The sequence below is a fragment of the Pseudomonas sp. Ma2-10 genome, assembly GCF_054330215.1.
In genome coordinates this window covers 19899-39127 of sequence record NZ_JBTEYL010000019.1, presented here as the reverse complement: position 1 = coordinate 39127, position 19229 = coordinate 19899, and the positions used below count along the sequence as shown (strand labels likewise).

General features: G+C 60.4%; 13 protein-coding genes. 6 read left to right on the top strand and 7 right to left on the bottom strand.

Annotated elements, in window-relative coordinates; translation table 11 throughout:
• Window positions 1–19 precede the first annotated feature (19 nt).
• The gene (locus ACXPVS_RS20155; RefSeq protein ID WP_458511498.1) at window positions 20–3490 is read right to left on the bottom strand and encodes a hybrid sensor histidine kinase/response regulator; all 3471 of its coding nucleotides are present in this window, start codon (window positions 3488–3490) and stop codon (window positions 20–22) included.
• 148 nt (window positions 3491–3638) lie between these two features.
• Window positions 3639–4178: a TetR/AcrR family transcriptional regulator gene (locus tag ACXPVS_RS20150; RefSeq protein WP_458511497.1), complete on the bottom strand. Its 540-nt coding sequence runs from the start codon at window positions 4176–4178 to the stop codon at window positions 3639–3641.
• 341 nt (window positions 4179–4519) lie between these two features.
• On the opposite strand from ACXPVS_RS20150, the gene ACXPVS_RS20145 reads away from it, so the two are divergent.
• On the top strand, window positions 4520–5671 hold the full coding sequence (locus ACXPVS_RS20145) for a TDT family transporter (protein WP_458511496.1): 1152 nt from the start codon (window positions 4520–4522) through the stop codon (window positions 5669–5671).
• Window positions 5672–5769: 98 nt separating this feature from the next.
• On the top strand, window positions 5770–7644 hold the full coding sequence (locus tag ACXPVS_RS20140; RefSeq protein ID WP_458511495.1) for an MFS transporter: 1875 nt from the start codon (window positions 5770–5772) through the stop codon (window positions 7642–7644).
• 46 nt (window positions 7645–7690) lie between these two features.
• Here the strand turns inward: ACXPVS_RS20140 and ACXPVS_RS20135 are convergent, their stop codons facing one another.
• The 5 genes from ACXPVS_RS20135 to ACXPVS_RS20115 all read right to left on the bottom strand — a co-directional run bounded on the left by ACXPVS_RS20135 (window position 7691) and on the right by ACXPVS_RS20115 (window position 12530).
• Window positions 7691–8617: a GGDEF domain-containing protein gene (locus tag ACXPVS_RS20135; RefSeq protein ID WP_458511494.1), complete on the bottom strand. Its 927-nt coding sequence runs from the start codon at window positions 8615–8617 to the stop codon at window positions 7691–7693.
• A gap of 375 nt (window positions 8618–8992) precedes the next feature.
• Window positions 8993–9733: a YciK family oxidoreductase gene (locus ACXPVS_RS20130; RefSeq protein ID WP_458511493.1), complete on the bottom strand. Its 741-nt coding sequence runs from the start codon at window positions 9731–9733 to the stop codon at window positions 8993–8995.
• Window positions 9734–9763: 30 nt separating this feature from the next.
• Entirely contained in the window at window positions 9764–10435 is a 672-nt protein-coding gene (mupP, locus tag ACXPVS_RS20125) for an N-acetylmuramic acid 6-phosphate phosphatase MupP (RefSeq protein ID WP_458511492.1), read from the bottom strand.
• Window positions 10436–10439: 4 nt separating this feature from the next.
• Entirely contained in the window at window positions 10440–11138 is a 699-nt protein-coding gene (gene ubiG, locus ACXPVS_RS20120) for a bifunctional 2-polyprenyl-6-hydroxyphenol methylase/3-demethylubiquinol 3-O-methyltransferase UbiG (protein WP_095130152.1), read from the bottom strand.
• A 57-nt stretch (window positions 11139–11195) separates the two neighbouring features.
• Window positions 11196–12530 carry a TRZ/ATZ family hydrolase gene (locus ACXPVS_RS20115; protein WP_458511491.1) on the bottom strand — a complete coding sequence of 445 codons (1335 nt, stop codon included), beginning with the start codon at window positions 12528–12530 and terminating at the stop codon, window positions 11196–11198.
• A 108-nt stretch (window positions 12531–12638) separates the two neighbouring features.
• Here ACXPVS_RS20115 and mtnA point away from each other — a divergent pair, with 108 nt between their 5' ends.
• The 4 genes from mtnA to pheA all read left to right on the top strand — a co-directional run bounded on the left by mtnA (window position 12639) and on the right by pheA (window position 19217).
• A complete protein-coding gene (gene mtnA / locus ACXPVS_RS20110) occupies window positions 12639–13715 on the top strand; it encodes an S-methyl-5-thioribose-1-phosphate isomerase (protein WP_458511490.1) in 1077 nt (358 codons plus the stop codon).
• Window positions 13716–14094: 379 nt separating this feature from the next.
• Window positions 14095–16752 carry a DNA gyrase subunit A gene (gene gyrA / locus ACXPVS_RS20105; protein WP_458511489.1) on the top strand — a complete coding sequence of 886 codons (2658 nt, stop codon included), beginning with the start codon at window positions 14095–14097 and terminating at the stop codon, window positions 16750–16752.
• A 285-nt stretch (window positions 16753–17037) separates the two neighbouring features.
• Complete coding sequence (gene serC, locus ACXPVS_RS20100; protein WP_458511488.1) at window positions 17038–18123, top strand: 3-phosphoserine/phosphohydroxythreonine transaminase; 1086 nt, start codon at window positions 17038–17040, stop codon at window positions 18121–18123.
• Complete coding sequence (gene pheA / locus ACXPVS_RS20095) at window positions 18123–19217, top strand: prephenate dehydratase (RefSeq protein ID WP_458511487.1); 1095 nt, start codon at window positions 18123–18125, stop codon at window positions 19215–19217. The genes serC and pheA overlap by 1 nt, the downstream gene beginning before the upstream one ends.
• The last annotated feature ends 12 nt before the right edge of the window (window positions 19218–19229 follow it).

The window sequence follows — 19229 nt, the reverse complement described above, 5'->3', positions numbered from 1 at the left end:
ATAGCGCAGGAAACAAACGCTACAGCGGCAAATACCGACTCAACAACGCCCGCAACGCCGCCGGCTTCACCGGTTTAGGCAAATAATCCAGCCCCGCCGCATGCACCTGGGCCACCATCTCCGGTCGCCCATCGGCGCTGATCACTACCCCTGGCACTGGCTCACCCAATCGGGTTCGCAGCCATGCCATCAATTCGGTCCCTGTCTCTCCATTGTCCAGGTGGTAATCCACCAGCGCCAATTGAGGTCGCATCCCGTCACTGAGCAGCGCCGCGCATTCGTCGCGATTGCGGGCCGTCCAGACCTGACACCCCCAGCGCGTGAGCAAGCTGTTCATGCCGATCAGGATGCTGTCTTCGTTGTCGATGCACAGTACCTGCGCGCCGCTCAGTAACCTGCCGTTGAGTTCGGCAGCCTGGGTGGGCGTCGCGATTTGCGCCCGAGCCAACGGCACACTGACGCTGAATACACTGCCGCGCCCCGGCCAGGAGCGTACGCGCAAGGTATGCCCCAGCACGCGACACAACCCGTCGGCGATCGCCAGGCCCAACCCAAGGCCTTTTTCAGCGCGCGTCTGGTGGCTGTCGAGGCGTTTGAACTCTTCGAAAATGACCTGTTGTTTATCCAGGGGAATACCCGGGCCACGGTCCCAGACTTCCAGGCACAGCTCGCCCTTGCGTCGGCGAACCCCCAGCAGCACCGGCCCTTTGGCGTAGCGGAAGGCATTGGTCAGGAAATTCTGCAGGATTCGTCGCAACAGTTTGATGTCGCTGTCGACGCGCAACGTACTGCCCCTGACGCGGAATTTCAGCCCTTGGTCGCGGGCCAGCGCCTTGAACTCGGCACCCAGGACGTCGAACATCTCATTGAGTACGAACGGTTTGGAATCAGGGTTAATCTTGCCGTTTTCCAGGCGGGAAATGTCCAGCAGGTCGCTGATCAGGTCTTCGGCCGAGCGCAGTGAAGTGTCCAGATGATGGACCAGTTTCTGCGTCTCACCGCAAAGGCCGTCGTCTTGGTGGGAAAGGGCGGCGGAGAACAGTCGTGCAGCGTTCAACGGTTGCATCAAGTCGTGGCTGACCGCCGCCAAGAAGCGGGTTTTCGACTGGTTGGCCGACTCTGCGGTGCCTTTGGCTTCGGTCAGGGCGACGTTGAGTTGCGACAGTTCGTGGGTCCGCTCGGTGACCCGTCGCTCCAGGCCCTCGTTGGCTTCGGTCAGCGCCTGCTCAGCTTCGCGGAACGCGGTGATGTCGGTGAAACTCATGACAAAGCCGCCGCCCGGCATCGGGTTGCCGATCAGCTCGATCACACGGCCATTTGGGAACAGCCTTTCAGACGTATGGGCGCGGCCCTGTCGCATCCAGTGCAGGCGGCGGGCGACGTGCACTTCGGCTTCGCCGGGGCCGCACAGGCCGCGCTCGGCGTTGTAGCGAATGATGTCGGCAATCGGGCGGCCAAGCCTGATCAGTCCGTCCGGGTAGTTGAACAGTTCCAGATAGCGCCGGTTCCAGGCCACCAGTTTCAGCGACTGGTCGACCACACTGATGCCTTGGGTGATGTTCTCGATCGCGCCTTGCAGCAGCGCGCGGTTGAATTGCAGCACTTCCGAGGCTTCGTCGGCGATTCGGACGACGTCCTCGAGTTGCATTTCTCTGCCTTCGATGGCGGCTTTTACCACCGCCCGGGTCGAAGAAGCACCGAGCACACCGGCCAGCAAACGTTCGGTATGGGCGATCCATTCACCATCGGCGTTCTGGTTCGGGTTGAAGCCTTTGCCCTGACGGTAGGCGAAGCGGATAAAACTCTGACGGGCGCGTTCTTCGCCGACGAAGCGTGCGGCCAGTTGCAACAAATCGTCGATCTGCACCGACAGCATCGAACGGGCGCTGGGGCGGGCGCTGATTTCCTGGCCGATGAAGCGACCCGCCTGCCAATGTTCCGAAACCCTCGTGCGCGACAGCACCGACACCCAGGCGAACAGCGTTAAGTTGCCCGCAAGGGACAGCACCACGCCTTGGGTCAGCGGGCTGATCGGCAGGTGCCACGGGTTGCTGTGTAACCAGGCCAGGCCCGGGAAACTGCTCAACGACAAGCCGAGGCTGTGGGCGGCAATTGGCAGGATCAAGGTGTAAAACCACAGGAACGTTCCGGCGGCGAGACCCGCGAACACACCGCGACGATTGGCCTGTTTCCAGTACAGCGCGCCGAGCATGGCCGGAGCCAGTTGGGTCACGGCGGCGAAGGCGATCTGGCCGATGGTCGCCAGGCTCGCCGTCGAGCCGAGCAGGCGATAACTGACGTAGGCCAGCAGCAGAATCACCACGATGCTCACTCGGCGCACCGAGAGCATCCATTGGCGGAACACTTCGAACGGTCGCTCGGCGTTATTGCGCCGCAGCAACCAGGGCAACAGCATGTCGTTGGAGACCATGGTCGACAACGCCACGCTGGCGACAATCACCATGCCGGTCGCTGCCGAGGCGCCACCGATAAACGCCAGCATCGCCAGGGCAGGATGGGCTTGGGCCAGCGGCAGGCTGATGACAAAGGAGTCCGGCAGCACCGAGCTCGGCAGCAGCATCTGACCGGCGAGGGCGATAGGAACGACAAACAGCGCCGCCAGCGCCAGATAGGCGGGAAACACCCATTTGGCCAGGCGCAAATCCTGAGGGTCGATGTTTTCCACCACGGTCACGTGGAACTGCCGGGGCAGGCAGATGATTGCCATCATTGCCACGCCGGTCTGCACCACCATCGACGGCCAGTTGATGGTTTCCTTCCAGTACTCTTCCAGGCGCGGGGCGAGCATCGCCTGGTCGAACAGGTCCTCGAAACCGTCGTACAGGCCGTAGGTCACGAACGCGCCGACCGCGAGAAAGGCAAACAGCTTGACCAGCGATTCGAACGCAATCGCCAGCACCATGCCGCGGTGGTGTTCCGTGGCGTCGAGGTTGCGGGTACCGAAGACGATGGTGAACAGCGCCAGCACCAGCGACACGATCAGCGCCGTGTCCTGGGCGCGCGTGCCCATGGCGTCGGCACCGGCGCCGATCAGCAAGTTCACCCCGAGCACGATGCCCTTGAGTTGCAGCGCGATGTAGGGCAATACGCCGACCAGGCAGATCAGCGCCACCACCACCGCCAGCGACTGGGATTTGCCATACCGCGCGGCGATGAAGTCGGCAATGGAGGTGATGTTCTCCTGCTTGCTGATCATCACCATTTTTTGCAGGACCCACGGCGCGCACACCAGCAGCAAGATCGGCCCGAGGTAGATCGGCAGGAAAGACCAGAGTTGTTCGGCGGCCTGGCCTACCGCGCCAAAGAAGGTCCAGCTGGAGCAATAGACGGCCAGCGACAGGCTGTACACCCACGCGCGCACTCGCGGCGGCAACGGCGTGCTGCGGCGGTCGCCGTAGAAGGCGATGGCGAACATGATGGCCATATAGGCCAGGGCGACGGCGGCGATCAGCCCGCTGGACAGCGACATGGGAACTCCAGACAAAAGACACCCGGGACTCCCGCCCGGACAGACAGTCTCGCACGATGCCGGGGGTTAGTCAGTGTCGACCAAGGTCGCGGCGCGGCGGGGTGTCGCAGGGTGTTTGTCAGTTGGATCCTGGGGGTTTGCGCAGGCCTCACTGACGGAGTGCAATCTCGATCAACCGATGCAATTGCTCAACCTCCAGCGGCGCCGCACAAAACAGGATGCGAAACACTGTCGGCGCCGCCACCATGTTGATCAGCCGATCAACGTTCGGCGTCGGCTGATCGGGGTAACGATCGAGAATCGTCTGTAACTGCCCGCCAATGATCGTCGCGCAAAGGGCGGGTGTGGTGCTGCATTGCACGTCGCGCAGCATGTTGCGGCCGGGCTCGGAACTCATCTCATCCAGATACTGCTCTGCCCAGGCGCGCACGTCACCGTGCAGGCTGCCAGTATTGGCCGGCGCGCTGTCGGGGTGCATGCGGGCGAGGGCGACATCCGCCAACAACACCGACAAATCACCCCAGCGCCGGTAGATGGTCGACGGCGTGACGCCAGCGCGCGTCGCGATTTGCGGGACGGTCACGGTGGCGCGGTCCTGCTCTTCGAGGAGTTCGCGCACCGCCGAGTGAACCGACTCTTGCACCCGGGCGCTGCGGCCGCCCGGGCGTAAACCTTCTTTAATAGCCATGCACCGGACCTTAACACAAAGAATTTGCTTTAAGCCCTGACCGGTAACACACGTCGTAAAGCAGAAAATTAGCTTTTGTGGAGAGTGTCCATGTCCCGTTCAGCGTCTAATCGTCAACGCAGACAGTGTCGCCTGGTTGATCAGTGCGCTACGTGGATGGCCACTGCCGTTGCGGTTGACCTATTGGGTGCTGTTCTCACTGTTGGTGATGCAAGCGCTATACCTCTGGCGCTTGACGGTATATCTGCAAAACAGATAACAGTTAGAGATATTACCCGTTATATCGATATTCGATTCGGGCCTACCATGAACTCTACCTCCACAGAGGACAGGAGTTCACCATGACATGCCCCAAGACTGCCCCAGCCGGTTTCAAACCCTTCAGTCATTTGCAGCACCCGCGTGAAGTCATCCGCCAGTTCACCCCGAACTGGTTCGCCGCCACCATGGGCACTGGTGTGCTGGCGTTGGCGCTGGCGCAGTTGCCTGGCGCAAACGGCGGTTTTCACGCGATTGCCGAAGCCCTTTGGCTGTTCAATATTGTGCTGTTCGTTTTATTCACGGTGATGTATGCGGCGCGCTGGGCGCTGTTTTTCGATGAGGCACGGCGGATTTTCGGTCACTCCACGGTCTCGATGTTTTTTGGCACCATCCCCATGGGCCTGGCGACCATCATTAATGGTTTCCTGGTGTTCGGTCTGCCGCGTTGGGGCGAGGGCGTGATTCCTGTCGCCGAGGTGCTGTGGTGGCTGGACGTGGCGATGTCCGTGGCGTGCGGCGTGCTGATTCCCTACCTGATGTTCACCCGTCAGGAGCACAGCATCGACCAGATGACCGCCGTCTGGCTGTTGCCGGTGGTGGCGGCAGAAGTGGCGGCCGCCAGCGGTGGTCTGCTGGCGCCGCACCTGGCCGATGCCCATTCGCAACTGGTGGTCCTGGTGACCAGCTACGTGCTTTGGGCATTTTCCTTGCCCGTGGCGTTCAGCATTCTGACCATTCTGTTGCTGCGCATGGCACTGCATAAATTGCCCCACGAAAACATGGCCGCCTCCAGCTGGCTCGCGCTGGGCCCGATCGGCACCGGAGCGCTGGGCATGTTGCTGCTGGGCGCCGACGCGCCGGCGATCTTCGCGGCCAACGGTCTGCCGGGCATCGGTGAAATCGCCGCAGGGCTGGGGTTGGTGGCGGGAATCACACTGTGGGGCTTTGGTCTTTGGTGGATGCTGATTGCAGTGCTCATCACTGCGCGTTACTTGCGTGCCGGTATTCCGTTCAATCTCGGGTGGTGGGGTTTCACCTTCCCGTTGGGCGTCTATTCCCTGGCAACGTTGAAACTGGCCAGCACCTTGAACCTGACATTTTTCAGTGCCTTCGGCTGCGTGCTGGTGGTGTTGCTGGCGATGATGTGGCTGATCGTCGCCAAACGGACAGTGCAGGGCGCCTGGCGGGGTGAGTTGTTTGTCTCGCCGTGCATTGCAGGATTAAATAAATAACCTGCAAAGTTTAGGTAATGTGTGGCCTGGATCGTCGTTAGATATTCCAATAACGGCATCCACGCCACTCTCTACCCAACATCAGGGACACATGGAAGATGAGTCACCCCTCACAGTTCACCTTGCTTCGCACCCGGCGTTTCCTGCCGTTTTTCGTCACGCAGTCGCTCGGGGCGTTTAACGACAACATCTTCAAGCAGTCGCTGATCCTCGCAATCTTGTACAAGCTGGCCATCGAAGGGGATCGCTCAATCTGGGTCAACCTGTGTGCGCTGCTGTTCATCCTGCCGTTTTTTCTGTTCTCGGCACTGGCCGGGCAGTTCGGTGAAAAGTTTGCCAAGGACGCGCTGATTCGTCTGATCAAGCTCGGGGAAATCGCCATCATGGCGGTCGGCGCGGTCGGATTCATGTTCGATCACCTGTCGCTGATGCTGGTGGCGCTGTTTGCCATGGGCACTCACTCGGCGCTGTTCGGGCCGGTAAAGTACTCGATCCTGCCGCAGGCCTTGCGTGACGAAGAGCTGGTGGGTGGCAACGGCCTCGTGGAAATGGGCACCTTCCTGGCGATCCTCGCCGGAACCATCGGTGCCGGAATCATGATGTCGTCCAGTCATTACGCGCCGATCGTCTCCACCGTGATCATCGGTGTCGCGGTGCTCGGCTATCTGGCCAGCCGCAGCATTCCACGGGCGGCGGCCGCCTCCCCGGCACTGCGTCTGAACTGGAACATTTTCAGCCAGTCCTGGGCCACGTTGAAGCTGGGCTTGGGGCAGACGCCTGCGGTGTCACGCTCGATTGTCGGCAACTCGTGGTTCTGGTTTGTCGGGGCGATTTATCTGACGCAGATCCCGGCCTATGCCAAAGAATGGATGCATGGCGACGAAACCGTGGTGACGCTGATTCTTACGGTGTTCTCGGTCGGTATCGCGCTGGGTTCGATGCTTTGCGAAAAACTGTCCGGTCGCAAAGTCGAGATCGGTCTGGTGCCGTTCGGCTCTTTCGGTCTGACCGTGTTTGGTTTGCTGCTGTGGTGGCATTCCGGTGGAATTCCGGACAGCGTTGTAGGCCATGGCTGGATCGAAGTCCTGGGGTTTGGCCACGCCTGGCTGGTGTTGATCGACATTCTCGGGCTTGGGGTTTTCGGTGGTTTCTACATCGTGCCGCTGTACGCGTTGATTCAGTCTCGTACCGCTGAGAACGAGCGGGCGCGGGTGATTGCCGCCAACAATATTCTCAACGCGCTGTTCATGGTGGTCTCGGCGATTGTCTCGATCGTCCTGCTGAGCATGGTCAAACTGTCGATCCCGCAGCTGTTCCTGGTGGTGTCGCTGCTGAATATCGGCGTCAACGCCTACATCTTCAGCATCGTCCCCGAGTTCAGCATGCGCTTCATGATCTGGCTGCTCAGCCATTCCATGTACCGCGTGGAGCATCGCAATCTGCAGCTGATTCCCGATGAAGGCGCGGCGTTGCTGGTGTGCAATCACGTGTCCTTCGTCGACGCCTTGCTGATTGGCGGCGCGGTGCGTCGGCCGATTCGCTTTGTGATGTATTACAAGATCTACAACTTGCCCGTGCTGAACTTCATCTTCCGCACGGCCGGGACCATTCCGATCGCGGGCCGTCACGAAGACATTCAGATCTACGAAAAAGCCTTCACGCGCATTGCTCAGTATCTGAAGGACGGCGAATTGGTGTGCCTCTTCCCTGAGGGCAAATTGACTGCCGATGGCGAGATCAACGAGTTCAAGGGCGGGCTGACGCGAATTCTCGAAGAGACGCCGGTGCCAGTGATTCCGTTGGCATTGCAGGGTTTGTGGGGGAGCTTCTTCAGCCGTGATCCGCAAAAGGGCGTGTTTCGCCGGTTGTGGTCACGGGTGACGCTGGTGGCAGGGCCCGCGGTGTCGGTTGAAGTGGCAGAACCCGCCCGGTTGCAAGGGTTGGTGGGGCAATTGCGCGGCGCTGTGCGCTAACTCCTTTCGTTGCGGGCCGCTAACCGAGTGTGCCCGCTCCGGGTATTCAACCCGCCATCGCCAACCGATTGCGTCCCTCGCGCTTGGCCACATACAACGCACTGTCGGCCCGTCGCAACAGGCTCTCGGCAGACTCGCCAGGCAGTAGCGTCGAGCAGCCAAGGCTGACCGTCAGTTCGGTCGCATGGCTATCGGCCAAAAAATCCTCTGCTTGCACCGCAAATCGTAGCCGTTCGCCGACCATGGCCGCCGCCTCACGACTCGTGTTGGAAAGCAGGATCAGGAATTCTTCACCACCAAAGCGAAAGACCATGTCGACGTTGCGCAACTGGTTTTTGATCGAGGCTGCAACGGCTTTGAGCACGTCATCGCCGGCGCGGTGCCCGTGGTTGTCGTTGATGCGTTTGAAATGATCGATGTCCAGCATCAACAGCGACAAGGGTTGCAGATGCCGACGCGACATCTCGATTTCCCGTTGCAGGGTTTGATCCATGGCAATGCGGTTGCCGGTGTCCGTGAGTGGATCGCGCAAGGCGCTTTGGGTGGCGGCGCGGTAGAGCAAGGCATTGCGCATCGGATACAGCAATGCCGACAGCAGTGACTCCAGGTTGCCTTGTTCCTGCTCGCTGAAGCGCTGATTGCGACGGAATACCAGCTCGCCCAGGTGCTCGCCTTCATGGCTGAGGCTGTAGCTGATGGAATGATGGCCGCGCAGACCGAATTCCAGGCGCAAGTCACTGGACTTGTGCTCATACGTCAAAGCGTCAAGCGGTACGAGTCGTTGAATCTCACGGAAGAAGAGCCCGAGAATGCGTTGCGGCTCAAGACTGGTTTGCAGCTGCAGGCCCAGTTGCTGGCGCAGTTGCGCAAGGCTGACGGGCCTCTCGATGAGGGTAGGCTGCTGACCAAAGCCCAGGCGTTGCAATTTGGCGCTATCGAAGTCAATTGCGTTGGTCTGGGAAGTTGCTTTCATTATGGCGTGCGCCCTTAAGCAGTAAGGCTGTCTTACAGGCTGGGTGAGAGCGGCTTTGGGCTGCGCGTCATACTGGTCCATCAGTCCCGTAGGACGTTTGGCGCAAGTTTAGTCCGCTTTGCCGAAAATAAGTAACCTGTCGGCTCAGGCGTCCGCCCGTTTGCTTTCACACTGCGTGTCTAAGCACTTTTAGAGCGAAAGTCGTGCCATTCGGTTCAATAGGAAAAAAAGCGTTGTAAATCAGCCTGCTGAGACTGTTGTTGAAAACGTTTGGCGGCTCCGATGGCAGTTATTTGACTTGCGATGGGGGTCGTTACCACGCACTTTGAATGCCGCGACGGGAAGCCGTCGCGGCACAAAAGCGACGCGCGGGCGTTACTGAGCGTTGAACGCCTGGCCGTTGATGCCGGTGCTGTCCGGACCCATCAGGTAGAGGTAGATCGGCATGATCTCCTCGGGCGTCGGGTTATTCAGCGGGTTTTCACCCGGATACGCCTGGGCGCGCATGCTGGTGCGGGTGGCGCCCGGGTTGATGCTGTTGGAGCGCACGGGTGCCACGGTGTCGACTTCGTCGGCCAGGGTTTGCATCAAGCCTTCGGTGGCGAACTTGGACACGCCGTAAGCGCCCCAATACGCGCGCCCCTTGCGGCCGACGCTGCTGGAGGTGAACACCACCGAAGCGTCCTGAGACAGCTTGAGCAGCGGCAACAGCGTGCTGGTGAGCATGAACATGGCATTGACGTTGACGTGCATGACGCGCATGAAGTTTTCGCCGGACAGCTGCTCGATCGGCGTACGTGGGCCAATGATCGAGGCGTTGTGCAGCACACCGTCGAGATGGCCGAATTCGGTTTCGATCATCGCTGCCAGCTCATCGTATTGATGGGGCAGGGCGGTTTCCAGGTTGAACGGGATCACGGCCGGTTGTGGATGGCCGGCGGCTTCGATTTCGTCGTAGACCTGAGTCAGGTTGGCTTCGGTCTTGCCCAGCAACAACACAGTGGCGCCGTGCGCGGCGAAGGTCTTCGCGGCGGCAGCGCCGATGCCGCGCCCAGCGCCGGTGACCAGGATGACCCGGTCCTTGAGCAATTCTGGGCGGGCGGAATAATCAAACATAAAAACCCCTCAACAAATCAGGAAACAGGCTCAGCAACTACACAAAGCGCTATCCAGCACCTTGCGCAACTCCAGCGGATGATCGACTACCACGTCCGCGCCCCAATGCCGCGGGTTATCGTCCGGATGGATGTAGCCATAGGTCACGGCGGCGGTCCTGGTGCCGGCATCGCGACCGGACTCGATGTCGCGCAAGTCATCACCCACAAACAGCACGCTGGCCGGGTCCAGGTCGAGCATCTTGCACGCCAGGATCAACGGCTCGGGGTCCGGTTTGCTGTTTTTTACATGGTCCGGGCAGATCAACAACGCCGAGCGCTCGGCCAGGCCAAGCTGCTGCATGATCGGCTCGGCGAACCGCAGTGGCTTGTTGGTGACCACGCCCCAGATCAGGTTGGCCTTTTCGATGTCGGCCAGCAGTTCGCCCATGCCGTCGAAGAGTGTGCTGTGAACCGCGCAACCGGCGAGGTAGCGTTCCAGAAACTCCAAGCGCAGTTCCTCGAAGCCCGGTGATTCCGGGTCCATGGAGAAGGTCACGGCGACCATCGCCTTGGCGCCGCCGGAGATCTCGTCGCGAATGTGTTTGTCGTTCATCGGCGGCAAGCCGCGATCGGTGCGCATCGCCTGACAGATCGCAATGAAGTCCGGTGCGGTGTCGAGCAGGGTGCCGTCCATGTCAAAAAGAACAGCTCTGATTCGCATCGACTTACTCCTCCCGCAGGGTCTGGATCATGTAGTTGACGTCCACGTCGCTGGCCAGTTTGTAGTGCTTGGTCAGCGGGTTGTAGGTCAGGCCGATGATGTCCTTGACGGTCAGGCCGGCCATGCGGCTCCAGGCACCCAGCTCCGAAGGGCGGATGAATTTCTTGAAGTCGTGGGTGCCGCGCGGCAACAGCTTCATGATGTATTCCGCGCCGACGATGGCGAACAGGTACGCCTTCGGGTTGCGGTTGATGGTGGAGAAAAATACCTGGCCGCCGGGCTTGACCATGCGAAAGCAAGCGCGGATCACCGAGGAGGGGTCCGGCACGTGCTCGAGCATTTCCAGGCAAGTGACCACGTCGAACTGCTCGGGCATTTCTTCTGCCAGGGCTTCGGCGGTGATCTGGCGGTATTCGACGGTCACGCCGGATTCCAGTTGATGCAATTGCGCGACGGCCAGCGGCGCTTCGCCCATGTCGATGCCCATGACGGTAGCGCCACGCTGGGCCATGGCTTCGCTGAGAATGCCGCCGCCGCAACCGACGTCGAGGACTTTCTTGCCGGCCAGGTTGACCCGCTCGTCAATCCAGTTGACCCGTAGCGGGTTGATGTCGTGCAGCGGTTTGAACTCGCTTTCGCGGTCCCACCAGCGATGGGCCAGGGCTTCGAATTTGGCGATTTCGGCGTAGTCGACGTTGCTCATGGTTAAGTCCTCTAAAACTTGAAAAATCCTGTTGCCCCGGTGGTGGGTCCGGGGGGCTTACGATTCGGTGTGGCCGCTGATGCGCTGGCCCCAGGCCTTGGCCGTGGCGCAGAGTTGTTCTTCATCCAGGCGAGTCAGGCGGCGGTCGTCGAGCAGTTGCTTGCCGGCGACCCAAAGGTGTTTCACGCAGTCACGGCCGGTGGCATATATAAGCTGCGAAACCGGGTCGTAGATCGGTTGCTGCGCCAGGCCGGAGAGGTCGAACGCCACGATGTCTGCCGCTTTGCCGACTTCGAGCGAGCCAACGTCAGCTTCTATCCCCAGCGCACGGGCACCGTTGAGCGTGGCCATGCGCAGGGCGCGATGGGCGTCCAGCGCGGTGGCCGAGCCGGCGACGGCTTTGGCCAGCAACGCGGCGGTGCGGGTTTCGCCGAGCAGGTCCAGGTCATTGTTGCTGGCCGCGCCATCGGTGCCGACCGCCACATTAACGCCCGCCTGCCACAAACGCTCCACCGGGCAGAAACCGCTGGCCAGCTTCAGGTTCGACTCCGGGCAATGAATCACGTGGGTGTTGCTTTCTACCAGCAACACCAGGTCCTCGTCGCTGATCTGAGTCATGTGGACGGCCTGGAAACGCGGTCCCAACAAACCCAAGCGCCCGAGGCGGGCCAATGGGCGCTCGCCACGCTGCTCGACGGACTGCTGCACTTCATAAGCCGTTTCATGCACGTGCATATGGATCGAGGCGTCCAGTTCTTCGGCGATCACCCGGATTTTCTCCAGGTTTTCGTCGCCCACGGTGTAAGGGGCATGGGGGCCAAAGGTGACGTTGATGCGCGCGTGGTGCTTGAGATCGCCGAATAATTCGACGCCCTGACGAATGGCTTCATCCGCCGTGCTGGCGCCCGGAATGGGGAAGTCGAGGATCGGAATCGCGATTTGCGCGCGAATGCCACTGTTATGTACGCGCTCGCTGGCAACCTTGGGGAAGAAATACATGTCAGAGAAACAGGTGATGCCACCTTTGATCTGCTCGGCGATCGCAAGGTCGGTGCCGTCACGTACGAACGCTTCATCGACCCACTTGGCTTCAGCCGGCCAGATGTGGTTTTCCAGCCAGGTCATCAGGGGCAGATCATCGGCCAGACCACGGAACAGCGTCATCGCCGCATGCCCATGGGCATTGATCAAACCGGGGCAGAGCAACATGTCCGGCAATTCGCGGACTTCGCTCGCCTCAAGCTTCAGCGCAGCCGAACGTGGGCCAATGAATACGATGCGTCCGTCGCGGATGCCCAGGGCATGCTCTTTGAGGACAACGCCAGCGGGTTCGACGGGTACCAGCCAGGTCGGCAGCAATAGCAGGTCGAGCGCAGCGGCAGGGTTCGGCATCGAGAGTCGGTTCCAGAGCTTTTGTAAAGGATGGCGAAGTATACCCGAGCGTCTTCGCAGGGGGATCGCTATAATCGACGGCTTTTGTTCATGAGTGCGGGGTGAGGGATGCGCGATCGACTGTTGGCTGCGGAGAAGGTAAAGGCCATCGATTGGCGTGATGGCGCCCTTTACCTGCTGGATCAGCGAATTTTGCCGTTCGAGGAAACCTGGATCGCCTACACCAGCGCCGTGGGCGTGGCCGAGGCCATTCGCTCGATGGTGGTACGCGGCGCGCCGGCGATTGGCATCAGTGCCGCCTATGGTGTGGTGCTGGCGGCCCGCGCGCGGTTTGCCGAAGGCGGTGACTGGCAGGCGGCGCTGGAAGAGGATTTCGCGCTGCTGGCCGATTCCCGTCCGACCGCGGTCAATCTGTTCTGGGCCCTGGGCCGCATGCGCGACCGGCTTGAGCGTGTGAAGCATCACGCTGATCCGCTGGCGGTGCTGGAGGCGGAGGCTATCGCCATTCACGAAAGTGATCGCGAAGCCAACCTGACCATGGCGCAACTGGGTGTGGACCTGATCCGCAAGCACCAGGGCAACGCTCAGGCGATTCTGACCCACTGCAACACCGGCGCACTGGCCACCGGCGGCTTTGGTACGGCGCTTGGCGTCATTCGTGGCGCGTTCATTGAAGGCATGATCGAACGCGTTTACGCCGACGAAACCCGTCCATGGCTGCAAGGTTCGCGGCTGACCGCATGGGAGTTGGTCAACGAAGGCATTCCTGTCACGGTCAATGCCGACGCCGCCGCTGCCCACATCATGAAGACCAAGGGCATCACCTGGGTAATCGTCGGCGCTGACCGGATCACCGCCAATGGCGATGTGGCCAACAAAATCGGCACCTATCAGTTGGCGGTGAACGCCATGCACCACGGCGTGCGCTTCATGGTGGTGGCGCCGAGTTCGACCATCGACATGAACCTGGCCAGCGGTGATGACATTCCGATTGAACAGCGCGACGGTCGCGAGTTGCTGGAAGTCGGCGGCCAGCGGGTCGGGGCGGATGTCGATACGTTCAACCCGGTGTTCGACGTGACCCCGGCTGACCTGATCGATGCCATCGTCACCGAAAAAGGCATCGTCGAGCGCCCGGACGCCGCGAAAATGGCGCAGTTGATGTGCCGCAAGCGGCTGCATTGATGTCCTTCGGGGCCTGATAAATCGCTATCGCGGGCGAGCCCGGGAGTGAATTTGCTCGCGCCAGGGCCCGCAACGTCAACAAATCAGCCTGGATTCTGTATTCGGCAACTCTCTAAGCCCCTCTCGTCCCCTTCAAGCCTGTCACCGCTCAACTAACTATGCTCCATGCGCATCAGGGGGATAGGTGCGTGACGGCTCTTGTGATAACATTCGGCGGTTTCCAAGGTAGCCCGATGTGGCTGCCTTTACTGCGCAGATCCATGGCATAACTCGTTGATTTGTCGTAAGTCGGTGCATGGCACTCAGCCTGCAGCGGCGAGCTTCGTTCGGCCCATATGGACGTGACGAAGTTTCACCAGAAAAAGGAATCAGGCTTCTCATGGGCGAACTGGCCAAAGAAATCCTCCCGGTCAATATCGAAGACGAGCTGAAGCAGTCCTACCTCGACTACGCGATGAGCGTAATTGTCGGGCGGGCACTGCCGGATGCGCGCGATGGCTTGAAGCCCGTGCACCGGCGTGTGCTGTTCGCAATGAGCGAGCTGGGCAACGACTTCAACAAGCCGTACAAGAAATCTGCCCGTGTTGTCGGTGACGTGATCGGTAAGTATCACCCTCACGGTGATACTGCGGTGTACGACACCATCGTTCGGATGGCGCAGCCATTCTCGCTGCGCTACCTGCTGGTAGACGGTCAAGGCAACTTCGGTTCCGTGGACGGCGATAACGCCGCCGCCATGCGATACACCGAAGTGCGCATGACCAAGCTGGCGCACGAGCTGCTGGCTGACCTGCACAAAGAAACCGTGGACTGGGTGCCGAACTACGACGGCACCGAAATGATCCCGGCGGTCATGCCGACCCGTATTCCCAACCTGTTGGTCAACGGCTCCAGCGGTATCGCCGTGGGCATGGCGACCAACATTCCGCCGCACAACCTCGGTGAAGTCATCGACGGTTGCCTGGCGCTCATCGACAACCCTGAGTTGACCATCGATGAGCTGATGCAATACATCCCGGGTCCGGACTTCCCGACCGCCGCCATCATCAACGGTCGCGCCGGCATCATCGAAGCCTACCGCACCGGTCGCGGCCGCATTTACATGCGCGCCCGCTCGATGATCGAAGACATCGACAAGGTCGGTGGCCGTCAGCAGATCGTCATCACCGAACTTCCTTACCAGTTGAACAAGGCCCGTCTGATCGAGAAGATCGCCGAGCTGGTAAAAGAGAAGAAGCTCGAAGGCATCACCGAGCTGCGCGACGAGTCCGACAAGGACGGTATGCGCGTCGTGATCGAACTGCGTCGCGGCGAAGTGCCTGAGGTGATCCTCAACAACCTCTACGCCCAGACCCAGCTGCAAGCGGTGTTCGGCATCAACATCGTCGCGCTGATCGACGGCCGTCCACGCATCCTGAACCTCAAGGACCTGCTGGAAGCCTTCGTTCGTCACCGTCGCGAAGTCGTTACCCGCCGTACCGTGTTCGAGCTGCGTAAAGCCCGCGAACGTGGCCACATTCTGGAAGGTCAAGCGGTTGCCCTGTCGAACATCGACCCGGTTATCGCCCTGATCAAAGCCTCGCCAACGCCGTCGGAAGCCAAGGAAGCGCTGATCAAGACGGCGTGGGAATCTTCCGCCGTGGTGGCGATGGTTGAACGTGCCGGTGCCGATTCGTGCCGTCCAGAGACCCTGGACCCACAATACGGCCTGCGCGAAGGCAAGTACTTCCTGTCGCCGGAACAGGCGCAAGCGATTCTGGAACTGCGTCTGCACCGTCTGACCGGTCTGGAACACGAAAAGCTGCTGGCCGAGTATCAAGAGATCCTCAACCAGATCGGCGAGCTGATCCGCATCCTCAGCAGCGCCACGCGCCTGATGGAAGTGATCCGCGAAGAGCTGCAAGTGATCCGCGCCGAATATGGCGATGTGCGCCGCACCGAGATTCTCGATGCCCGTCTCGACCTGACCCTGGGTGACATGATCCCGGAAGAAGAGCGCGTCGTGACTATTTCCCACGGTGGCTACGCCAAGACCCAGCCATTGGCTGCGTACCAGGCTCAGCGTCGTGGCGGTAAAGGCAAATCGGCTACCGGCGTCAAGGATGAGGACTACATCGCTCACCTGCTGGTCGCCAACAGCCACACCACGCTGCTGCTGTTCTCCAGCAAAGGCAAAGTGTACTGGCTGAAAACCTACGAAATCCCGGAAGCGTCCCGCGCTGCCCGTGGTCGTCCGCTGGTCAACCTGCTGCCGCTGGACAGTGATGAATACATCACCACCATGCTGCCGGTCGACGAATACACCGAAGGTCACTTCATCTTCATGGCCACTGCCAAAGGCACCGTGAAGAAAACCCCGCTGGAATCCTTCAGCCGTCAACGCAGCGTCGGTCTGATCGCGCTGGAGCTGGACGAAGGTGACGTGCTGATTTCTGCTTCCATTACCGATGGCAGCCGCGAAGTCATGCTGTTCTCCGACGGCGGCAAGGTCACTCGCTTCAAGGAAACCGACGTTCGCGCCATGGGCCGTACCGCTCGCGGTGTCCGCGGCATGCGTCTGCCGGAAGGCCAGAAGCTGATTTCCATGCTGATCCCGGAAGAAGGCAGCCAGATCCTGACGGCTTCGGCCCGTGGTTATGGCAAGCGTACGGCGATCACCGAGTTCCCTGAGTACAAACGTGGCGGTCAGGGCGTTATCGCCATGGTCAGCAACGACCGTAACGGCCGTCTGGTCGGTGCAGTCCAGGTACTCGACGGTGAGGAAATCATGCTGATTTCCGACCAGGGCACCTTGGTGCGTACGCGTGTTGGCGAAGTCTCCAGCCTGGGTCGTAACACCCAGGGCGTGACCCTGATCAAACTGGCCAGCGATGAAACGCTGGTAGGTCTGGAGCGCGTTCAGGAACCGTCGGAAGTCGAAGGCGAAGAGCTGGAAGAAGGTGAAGAGGGTGCGGTGTTCGACGGTGAAGTCGTGATCGACGACGTTGTTGAAGAGCAGCAACTCGACGCCGCTGCTGACGAAGAACCGCAGGAGTAAGCGGACAGACAGGGGGCGGATGAGAATTCGCCCCCTTGTTGTTTGGCCTGTGGGATTGNAGAACCGCAGGAGTAAGCGGACAGACAGGGGGCGGATGAGAATTCGCCCCCTTGTTGTTTGGCCTGTGGGATTGTTTTTAATGTAGGCGCTGTCGAGCGAAGCGAGGCTGCGATCTCTTGATCTGGCCCTTGCTTGTGTTCAGCTCTAAACGATCGCAGCCTCGCTCTGCTCGACAGCGCCTACAGATTTATTGCGTGATACCACCAAATCAGAGCGAGATTGGATGTGAGCAAGAGAGCCTATAACTTCTGTGCCGGTCCTGCGGCACTTCCCGAAGCTGTCCTGCGGCGCGCCCAGGGTGAACTCCTTGATTGGCACGGCAAGGGCCTGTCGGTCATGGAAATGAGCCATCGCAGCGATGAGTTCGTGTCCATCGCCACCAAGGCCGAGCAGGATCTGCGTGATCTGCTGCACATCCCCTCGAACTATAAAGTGCTGTTTCTGCAAGGTGGCGCCAGCCAACAATTTGCTCAGATTCCTCTGAACCTGTTGCCGGAAAGCGGCACCGCCGACTATATCGACACCGGTATCTGGTCGCAGAAAGCCATCGAAGAAGCTTCGCGCTACGGTAACGTCAACGTTGCCGCTACCGCCAAGCCGTACGACTATTTCGCTATTCCCGGTCAGAACGAATGGACCCTGTCCAAAGACGCGGCCTACGTTCACTACGCGCCGAACGAAACCATCGGCGGCCTGGAATTCAACTGGGTCCCGGAAACCGGTGACGTCCCGCTGGTGGCCGACATGTCTTCCGACATTCTCTCGCGTCCTATCGATGTGTCGCGCTTCGGCATGATCTACGCCGGCGCGCAGAAAAACATCGGCCCCAGCGGCGTGGTCGTCAACATCGTTCGCGAAGACCTGCTGGGTCGCGCCCGTTCCCTGTGCCCGACCATGCTCAACTACAAGGTCGCGGCCGACAACGGCTCGATGTACAACACCCCGCCAACCCTGGCCTGGTACCTCTCGGGTCTGGTATTCGAGTGGCTGAAAGAGCAGGGTGGTGTTGAAGTCATCGGCAAGCTCAACGAAGTGAAACAGCGCACGCTGTACGGCTTCATCGACGCCAGCGGCTTGTACAGCAACCCGATCAACACGCCGGATCGCTCGTGGATGAACGTACCGTTCCGCCTGGCTGACGACCGTCTCGACAAGCCATTCCTGGTCGGTGCCGAAGAGCGTGGCCTGTTGAACCTCAAGGGTCACCGTTCCGTGGGGGGCATGCGTGCCTCCCTCTATAACGCCGTCGACATCGTTGCGGTCAACGCACTGATTTCGTACATGGCAGAGTTCGAGAAGGAACACGGCTAATGTCTGAGCAAGAACTCAACGCACTGCGCCTGCGCATTGATTCCCTGGACGAGAAAGTCCTGGAGCTGATCAGTGAGCGCGCACGCTGCGCCCAGGAAGTTGCGCGAGTAAAGATGGCCTCACTGGTCGAAGGCGAAGTGCCGGTGTTCTATCGTCCTGAGCGTGAAGCTCAGGTGCTCAAACGCGTCATGGAGCGCAATCAGGGGCCGCTGGGCAACGAAGAGATGGCGCGTCTGTTCCGCGAAATCATGTCCTCGTGCCTGGCCCTCGAGCAGCCGCTGAAAGTGGCTTACCTCGGCCCTGAAGGCACCTTCACCCAAGCCGCCGCCATGAAGCACTTCGGTCACGCCGTGATCAGCAAGCCGATGGCGGCGATTGACGAAGTGTTCCGTGAAGTGGCGGCCGGTGCGGTGAATTTTGGCGTGGTCCCGGTGGAAAACTCCACCGAGGGCGCGGTCAACCACACCCTCGACAGCTTCCTTGAACACGACATGGTGATCTGTGGCGAAGTCGAGTTGCGGATTCACCACCACCTGTTGGTCGGTGAAAACACCAAGACCGACAGCATCAGCCGCATCTATTCCCACGCTCAATCCCTGGCCCAATGCCGCAAGTGGCTGGACGCCCATTACCCGAATGTCGAGCGCGTGGCGGTGTCCAGCAACGCCGAAGCGGCCAAGCGGGTCAAAGGTGAGTGGAACTCGGCGGCGATTGCCGGCGACATGGCGGCAGGCTTGTACGGGCTGACCCGTCTGGCCGAGAAAATCGAGGATCGCCCGGACAACTCCACGCGATTCCTGATGATCGGCAGCCAGGAAGTGCCGCCGACCGGCGACGACAAGACATCGATCATCGTCTCCATGAGCAACAAGCCTGGCGCGCTTCACGAGTTGCTGGTGCCGTTCCACGACAACGGCATCGACCTGACGCGAATCGAGACGCGTCCTTCGCGCAGCGGTAAATGGACCTACGTGTTCTTCATCGACTTCGTCGGCCACCACCGCGACCCACTGGTCAAAGGTGTGTTGGAAAAGATCAGTCAGGAAGCAGTAGCACTCAAAGTGCTGGGTTCCTACCCGAAAGCAGTTCTCTAAGGGCGGTAGCAA

Bases quoted from the DNA above. Each gene is read 5' to 3' on its own strand.
- mtnA (WP_458511490.1), top strand. From the start codon at position 12,639: ATGCGCGATCGACTGTTGGCTGCGGAGAAGGTAAAGGCCATCGATTGG.
- ACXPVS_RS20115 (WP_458511491.1), bottom strand. From the start codon at position 12,530: ATGCCGAACCCTGCCGCTGCGCTCGACCTGCTATTGCTGCCGACCTGG.
- ACXPVS_RS20150 (WP_458511497.1), bottom strand. From the start codon at position 4,178: ATGGCTATTAAAGAAGGTTTACGCCCGGGCGGCCGCAGCGCCCGGGTG.
- gyrA (WP_458511489.1), top strand. From the start codon at position 14,095: ATGGGCGAACTGGCCAAAGAAATCCTCCCGGTCAATATCGAAGACGAG.
- ACXPVS_RS20155 (WP_458511498.1), bottom strand. From the start codon at position 3,490: ATGTCGCTGTCCAGCGGGCTGATCGCCGCCGTCGCCCTGGCCTATATG.
- ACXPVS_RS20135 (WP_458511494.1), bottom strand. From the start codon at position 8,617: ATGAAAGCAACTTCCCAGACCAACGCAATTGACTTCGATAGCGCCAAA.
- pheA (WP_458511487.1), top strand. From the start codon at position 18,123: ATGTCTGAGCAAGAACTCAACGCACTGCGCCTGCGCATTGATTCCCTG.
- ubiG (WP_095130152.1), bottom strand. From the start codon at position 11,138: ATGAGCAACGTCGACTACGCCGAAATCGCCAAATTCGAAGCCCTGGCC.
- ACXPVS_RS20140 (WP_458511495.1), top strand. From the start codon at position 5,770: ATGAGTCACCCCTCACAGTTCACCTTGCTTCGCACCCGGCGTTTCCTG.
- mupP (WP_458511492.1), bottom strand. From the start codon at position 10,435: ATGCGAATCAGAGCTGTTCTTTTTGACATGGACGGCACCCTGCTCGAC.
- ACXPVS_RS20130 (WP_458511493.1), bottom strand. From the start codon at position 9,733: ATGTTTGATTATTCCGCCCGCCCAGAATTGCTCAAGGACCGGGTCATC.
- ACXPVS_RS20145 (WP_458511496.1), top strand. From the start codon at position 4,520: ATGACATGCCCCAAGACTGCCCCAGCCGGTTTCAAACCCTTCAGTCAT.